The 6482-nt window shown below is 76.3% G+C and carries 4 protein-coding genes; 3 read left to right on the top strand and 1 reads right to left on the bottom strand.

Annotated features, from left to right (window positions below):
• Both ACFP3R_RS21805 and ACFP3R_RS21800 read left to right on the top strand, forming a co-directional pair.
• Positions 1 to 2967: S8 family peptidase (locus tag ACFP3R_RS21805; protein ID WP_380638207.1), on the top strand; the 2967-nt coding region annotated here is incomplete at its 5' end.
• Between the two features lie 91 nt (positions 2968 to 3058).
• Complete coding sequence (locus ACFP3R_RS21800) at positions 3059 to 3991, top strand: N-acetylglucosamine kinase (RefSeq protein WP_380638206.1); 933 nt, start codon at positions 3059 to 3061, stop codon at positions 3989 to 3991.
• A gap of 176 nt (positions 3992 to 4167) precedes the next feature.
• Here the strand turns inward: ACFP3R_RS21800 and ACFP3R_RS21795 are convergent, their stop codons facing one another.
• Positions 4168 to 4842 (bottom strand): FadR/GntR family transcriptional regulator, encoded by a 675-nt coding sequence (locus ACFP3R_RS21795; protein ID WP_380638205.1) that lies wholly within the window; start codon positions 4840 to 4842, stop codon positions 4168 to 4170.
• A 188-nt stretch (positions 4843 to 5030) separates the two neighbouring features.
• On the opposite strand from ACFP3R_RS21795, the gene nagA reads away from it, so the two are divergent.
• On the top strand, positions 5031 to 6272 hold the full coding sequence (gene nagA, locus ACFP3R_RS21790; RefSeq protein ID WP_380638204.1) for an N-acetylglucosamine-6-phosphate deacetylase: 1242 nt from the start codon (positions 5031 to 5033) through the stop codon (positions 6270 to 6272).
• Positions 6273 to 6482: the final 210 nt, after the last annotated feature.

Here is a 6482-nt window from a genome sequence, read left to right as displayed (position 1 = left end):
GGCCACCCGGCCGCCGCCGCCCGCGCGGCCCGCCGCCTCACCGACGACATCGCCGGCCGCGTGCTGGACGCCCTCCGCCGCGCCGACGGCACCACCCGCGCGGTCGCCACCACCCGCAACGCCGTGCCCGGCGTGATCGTCACCGCCGACGCCGCGGAGCTGCGCGCGCTGGCCGCCCGCCCCGACGTGCGCGCCGTGCGGCCCACCGTCCCCAAGGTCCTGCACAACGCCTCCGCCGCCCGGCTCACCCACGTCGACCGGGTCTGGCGCGACGCCGGCCGCCGCGGCGAGGGCGTGCGCATCGGCGTCGTCGACACCGGCATCGACTACACGCACGCCGACTTCGGCGGCCCCGGCACCCCCGAGGCGTACGACGCCGTCGACCGCACCGGGCCGTGGACCCCGACCGCGAAGGTCGTCGGCGGCCACGACTTCGCCGGCGACGACTACGACTCCAACGACCCGGCCCGCGCCACGCCCGCGCCCGACCCCAACCCGATGGACTGCCAGGGCCACGGCACCCACGTCGCGGGCACGGCCGCCGGCCTCGGCGTGGCCGCCGACGGCTCCCCGTTCACCGGCGACCACGCCTCCCTCACCCCGGAGGCGCTCGACGGCATGGCCATCGGCCCCGGCACCGCGCCCGGGGCCCTGCTCTACGCGCTCAAGGTGTTCGGCTGCTCCGGCGCCACCGCCCTGGTCGGGCAGGCCCTCGACTGGTCCCTGGACCCCAACGGCGACGGCGACTTCGCCGACCACCTCGACGTGGTCAACCTGTCCCTGGGCAGCGACTTCGGCGCCCAGGACGACCCGGACAACCTGTTCGTCCGCGAGGCCGTCCGCCACGGCGTGGTGGTCGTGGCGTCGGCGGGCAACGGCGGCGACTTCTACGACGTCGGCGGCTCGCCCGCGAACACCCCCGAGGCCCTGGCCGTGGCCAACACGCGCGACGCGTTCACCCTCCTCGACGGCGCGGAGGCGGACGGCGCCCGGCAGTCCGGCCAGTACAGCGTCAACTACACCGGCTACCCCGGCCTGGACCGCACGCTGCCGGTCGTGCCGGTGGCGGACGGGGGCAACGCCGACGGGTGCGCGCCGATCGACCAGGACCTGACCGGGCGGTTCGTCTGGCTGGAGTGGGACGAGGACGACGCGACCCGCGAGTGCGGCTCCGGCCCCCGCACCGACCACGCCGAGGCCGCCGGCGCGGAGGGCGTGCTGCTGCCGGCCACCGGCGACGTGTTCAAGGCGGCCATCGGCGGCAACGCGGGCACCCCCGTCTTCCAGTTCACCGCCGCCGCGACGCGCGCCGTCCGCCCGTCCCTCGACGCCGGGACGCTCCGCGTGCGCCTGGCCGGCGCGCTGCGCAACGCCGCGCCCACCACCACGCCGAACCTCGCGGACACCATGACCCCGTCCTCGTCGCGCGGCGCGCGCGGCCCGGTCGCGGCCAAGCCCGACGTGGCCGCCCCCGGCGACACCATCCTGTCCGCCGCCGTCGGCACGGGCGCCGGCGCGGTGAGCCTGGGCGGCACCTCGATGGCCGCCCCGCACGTGGCGGGCATCGCCGCGCTGGTCCGCGAGGTCCACCCGGACTGGACGGTCGAGGAGGTCAAGGCCGCCGTGGTGAACACCGCGGGCGGCGACGTCACCGACGGCGACGACCGCACCACCGGCACGCCCGAGGCCCCGATGCGGGTCGGCGCGGGCCGGGTGGACGCGGCGCGGGCGGTGGCGGTGGACGTGCTGGCCATGGCCGAGGGCGACGCGGGCGCGGTCGGCGTGACGTTCGGCCCGGTCGAGGCGGCGCGGCCGCTGGAGCTGACCAGGGCGCTGGAGGTGGTCAACAAGTCGGCCGACTGGCGCACGGCCCGGCTCTCCTACGAGGCGGCGACCACCGTGCCCGGCGCGGCGTTCCGGGTGTGGCCGCCGGTGCTGGTGGTGCCGCCGGGCGAGACGCGGACCGCGGAGGTGCGGCTGGCCGTCGAGCCCGACCTGCTGCGCAAGACCGCCGACCCGACGCTGGAGAAGCTCCAGGCGGGCCTGGCCAGGCAGTTCCTGGCCGAGGCGTCCGGCCGGGTGCTGGTGCGCGCGGGCGGGCGGGAGCTGCGCGTGCCCGTGTACGCGGCGCCCAAGCCGGTCGGGGACGTCGAGGCGGCCTACGCCGACGGCGCGGTGCGCCTGACCGGCCGGGCCCTCGACCAGGGCGAGGGCGACCAGGCGTACCGGTCGCTGCTGACCGCGTTCGAGCTCCAGGGCACCAGCCCGGAGCTGCCGGACTGCGCCGGTGAGGTGCAGGTGGACTGCGCGCTCAACGCCTCGGCCCGGGGCGGCGACCTCCGGTACGTCGGCGCGGCCTCGGACGGCGAGCTGCTGGCGTTCGGCCTCGCGACCTGGCGTGACTGGGTGACCCTCGGAGCGGTGAACTCCCCGTGGATCCGGGTGGACACCAACGGCGACGGCGCGCCCGACTACGTGGTCGAGGCGGCCAAGCCGACCGACGCGCTCGGCACGGTCACGGCGGACGTGTGGCTGGCGCGCACCACCCGGGTCGCCGACGGCGCGGTGGTGGACGAGCAGCCGCTCAACGGCGCGCACGGCGACGTGGACACCAACCTGCCGGACAGCGACGTCGTGGTGCTGCCGGTCGCGCTGACCGCCCTCGGCATCGACCCGGCGTCGGGGTCCGCGCGCATCGGGTACACGGCGGGCGTGTCCGGCCAGTACCCCGCGCCGGGCAACGAGGCGGGGCTGGTGGACCGGATCGCGGAGCCGATGACGTTCGACCCGCTGCGGCCGGGCCTGGCCCTGCGCGGCGGCTGGTCGTTCGCGGCCGCCGCCGGGACCGTGCTGGAGGTGGTGGGCGACGCGGCGGCGCTGGGGGCGGACCGGGCGGACAGCCTCCTGCTGCTGCACCACCACAACGCCTCCGGGGACCGCGCGCAGGTGCTCAGGGCGGTGGGCTGACCGGCTCCGGCGCGCCGGGCACGGAGAGTCAGGTCCGGCGCACCCGGTTGGTCGTGCGGGTTCCCGGCCGGTGATCGGCATACTCGGGCGAATGAGCTTCGTGGTCGGTCTGGACGCGGGTGGCACGAGCACCAGGGCCCTGGTGCTGGACCTGGACGGCACCCGCCTGGGCGCGGGCGTCGCGGGCGGCGCGAACCCCAACTCGCTGCCGCCCGCCGTGGCCGCCACGCACGTCCGCCAGGCCCTGACCGCCGCCCTCGACGGCCTGAACCCGGCCAGGGTCGAGGCCGGGGTGCTGGGCATGGCGGGGTCGAGCAAGGTGCTGTCCGACCCGGCGGTGGGCGAGCTGTTCGAGGCGGCCTGGAGCGGAGCCGGCCTGCGCTGCCCGCTGCGCGTGGTGACCGACTGCGAGGCCGCGTTCGCGTCGGGTTCGGACACTCCCGACGGGACGGTCCTGGTCGCGGGCACGGGCTCGATCGCGGCCAGGATCGAGGACCACGCGCTGGTGTCGACCTCCGGCGGCCACGGCTGGCTGCTGGGCGACGAGGGCTCGGCGTTCTGGCTCGGCCGCGAGGCCGTGCGCGCCACCCTGCTGGCCCTGGAGCGGGACGAGGTGGACGACCTGGCCGCCGCGGTGCTGCGCCGCGCGGAGGTCCCCGACGGCCCGCCCCGCGAGCGCTGGCGCAGGCTGATCACCGCGGCGAACGCCGGTCCGCCGATCGACCTGGCCGGCTACGCCCCGCTGGTCACGGCGCACGCCCACGTGCCGTCGGCGGACCGCGTCATCGACGAGGCCGTCCGGCTGCTGGTCGACCTGGCCGGGTCCACCCGCGACCGCGCCGACACCACCCCGGTGGTGGTGATGGGCAGCCTGGTCCACGCCCCCGCGCTGGGTTCACGCCTGAAGCGGCAGCTGGCCGCCCGCACCGGCGCCCCGGTGCGGACCGCGACCGAGGGCGCGGCGGGCGCGGCGTGGCTGGCGGCGGTGCGGCTCCTGGGCGAAACCGCCCCACGCCCGGCCTGAGGCCCGAGCGATCCCCAATCCCGGCCCGGCCCGGCCTCAACCCTCGCTGGCCCGGCCTCAGCCTTTACCCGGCCCCGCTCAGCCCTCACCCGGCCCCGGCCTGACCCCCGCGCAGCCCCAGCGCCGGCCCTCGGAACTTCTCCCTCGGAACTTCTCCCTCAGGACTTCTCGGCTTCTCACCCGAGGTCGGACAGCCACTGCTCGACGCCCGCGACGTGCACCGTGGCCCAGGACCGGGCCAGCTCGGGCTGGCGGGCGGCGAGCGCGTCGACGATCGAGCGGTGCTCGGCGACGGTCCGCGCGACCGCGCCCCCCTGCGTGATGCCGCGCCACACGCGGACCCGCACGGTCGGCCCGGCCAGCGTGTCCAGCAGCCGGGCGAGGTAGGTGTTGCCCGAGCACCGCGCGATGGCCTGGTGGAACTCCAGGTCGTGCTCGACCAGTTCCTCCACCGTCCGGGCGGACTCGGCGGTGTCGCACAGCGCCCGCAGCTCGGCGATCTCCTCCGGCCCGACGCGCTGGGCGGCCAGCGCCACCGCCGCGGGTTCGAGGATGCGCCGGACCTGGAGGACCTCCAGCACCGAGTCCTCGCCGCGGTGCAGGTCGAGCACGAACGACAGCGCGCCCAGCAGGTCGTCGGCCCGCAGGCTGGACACGTACGTGCCGTCGCCCTGGCGCACGTCCAGCACCCTGACCAGCGACAGGGCCTTGACGGCCTCGCGCAGGGAGTTCCGCGACAGCCCCAGCCGCTCGGCCAGGTCGGCTTCGCGCGGCAGCCGGTCGCCGGGTTTCAGCTCCCCGGAGACGATCATCTCCTTGACGCGCAGGATCGCGTCGTCGGTTACCGCCACGGCGTCCTCGACTTCGTCACTAGACCTCGGATGTCTGGCGCCAAGTATGGGCCACGCGGTGCCGGCGTCCGGGCACCCCCGCCGACGACGCTCATTAACCGGTTACTACTTTATTCCGTTATCTTATAACCACACGTGACGCGTCCGCCGGTTCCGGACATAATGGTCTGGACCATTGAGGAGGGACCTTGGACACGGTTGTCGCAGCTCCGCGAGCACTGCTCGGTCGCACGATCACCGGTCCCGCCTGCGTGCGGATCAGCGCGGGCCGGATCGTCGAGGTGATCCAGGGCGCACCGCCCGGGAACGCCGAGGTGCTGACCGACGGCCTGCTCACCCCGGGCCTGGTGGACGTGCAGGTCAACGGGGCGGTCGGGGTGGACTTCGCCGAGGTCGACCCCGAGGGCATGGCCGCGGTGGCGAGAGCGCTCCCACCCACCGGCGTGACGCGCTTCCTGCCGACGCTGATCACCGCGCCGGTGCCGGTGGCCGTCCGCCAGGCGCACGCCGTGCTGGCGGCGGCGGCCGCGCTGCCCGAGCACGCGGGCGCCAAGCCGCTCGGCGTGCACCTGGAGGGGCCGTTCCTGTCGCCGCACCGGGCGGGCGTGCACGACCCGGCGCTCATGGTGGCGCCCGGACCGGCCGAACTCGACCTGCTCCTGTGCGACGAGGTGCTGCGCCGCGCCCTGCGCATGGTGACCCTGGCGCCCGAGCGCCCCGGGGGCATGGAGGCGGTGCGCCGCCTGGCCGCCGCCGGCGTGCTGGTCGCGGTCGGCCACAGCGACGCCACGGGCGAGCAGACCAGGGCCGCCGCCGAGGCGGGCGCCCGCATGGTGACGCACCTGTTCAACGCCCAGCGCCCGCTGGGCCACCGCGAACCGGGCGTGCCCGGCGTCGCCCTGGTCGACGACCGGTTCACCCTGGGCCTGATCGCCGACCTGGCGCACGTCGGCCCGGACGTCTGCCGCCTGGTGTTCAACGCGGCCGGCAACCGGGTCGCCCTGGTCACCGACGCGGTGGCCGCCGCCGGCATGCCGCCGGGCCGCTACCAGCTGGGCGGCGCGGACGTCCTGCTCACCGAGGACGGCGTGCCGCGCTCCCCGGAGGGCACCATCGCCGGCAGCGCCCTGACCCTGGACCGGGCCGTGCGCAACATCGTCTCGGTGGGCGTCGACGTCGCGGCCGCCCTCGCGGCGGCCACCGTCATCCCGGCCGACGCCATCGGCGAACCCACCCTGGGCCGCCTGGAGCCGGGCGCGGTGGCCGATCTCGTCTGGTGGGACGAGGACCTGCGCCCCCGCAAGGTCTGGATCGACGGCCGGGTCGCCTACGACAGCACCCGCCCCCTGGACACCGCCCTGCCCCCCTTGCCCGCGACCCCCCCGACCCCCCTGAACACCGCCACCGTGAGCCTGGCCGCCGGCCAATAACCCCACCTCCCCACCCACCTCCCACCCACCGGCCCGGCCACCCCGGGCCGGTGCCTCCTCCGCGAGTCGTACGCCCAGACCTCGCGTGTCGTACGCCCAGACCCCCCGAACTACACGTTCAGGCCGCGCGAGTCGAACACCCAGGACCACCGTGTCGAACGCTCAGGACGGGTGAGTTCCACACTCGGGCGAACTGAGCAGCCCCCGAAT

The organism is Saccharothrix lopnurensis (genome assembly GCF_042658445.1).
In the GTDB taxonomy this organism is placed as follows: Bacteria; Actinomycetota; Actinomycetes; order Mycobacteriales; family Pseudonocardiaceae; genus Actinosynnema; species Actinosynnema lopnurensis.
This window is presented reverse-complemented; position numbering and strand designations above follow the sequence as displayed.

Coding starts and splice junctions, on each gene's coding strand:
- ACFP3R_RS21800 (WP_380638206.1), top strand. CDS start 3,059: ATGAGCTTCGTGGTCGGTCTGGACGCGGGTGGCACGAGCACCAGGGCC.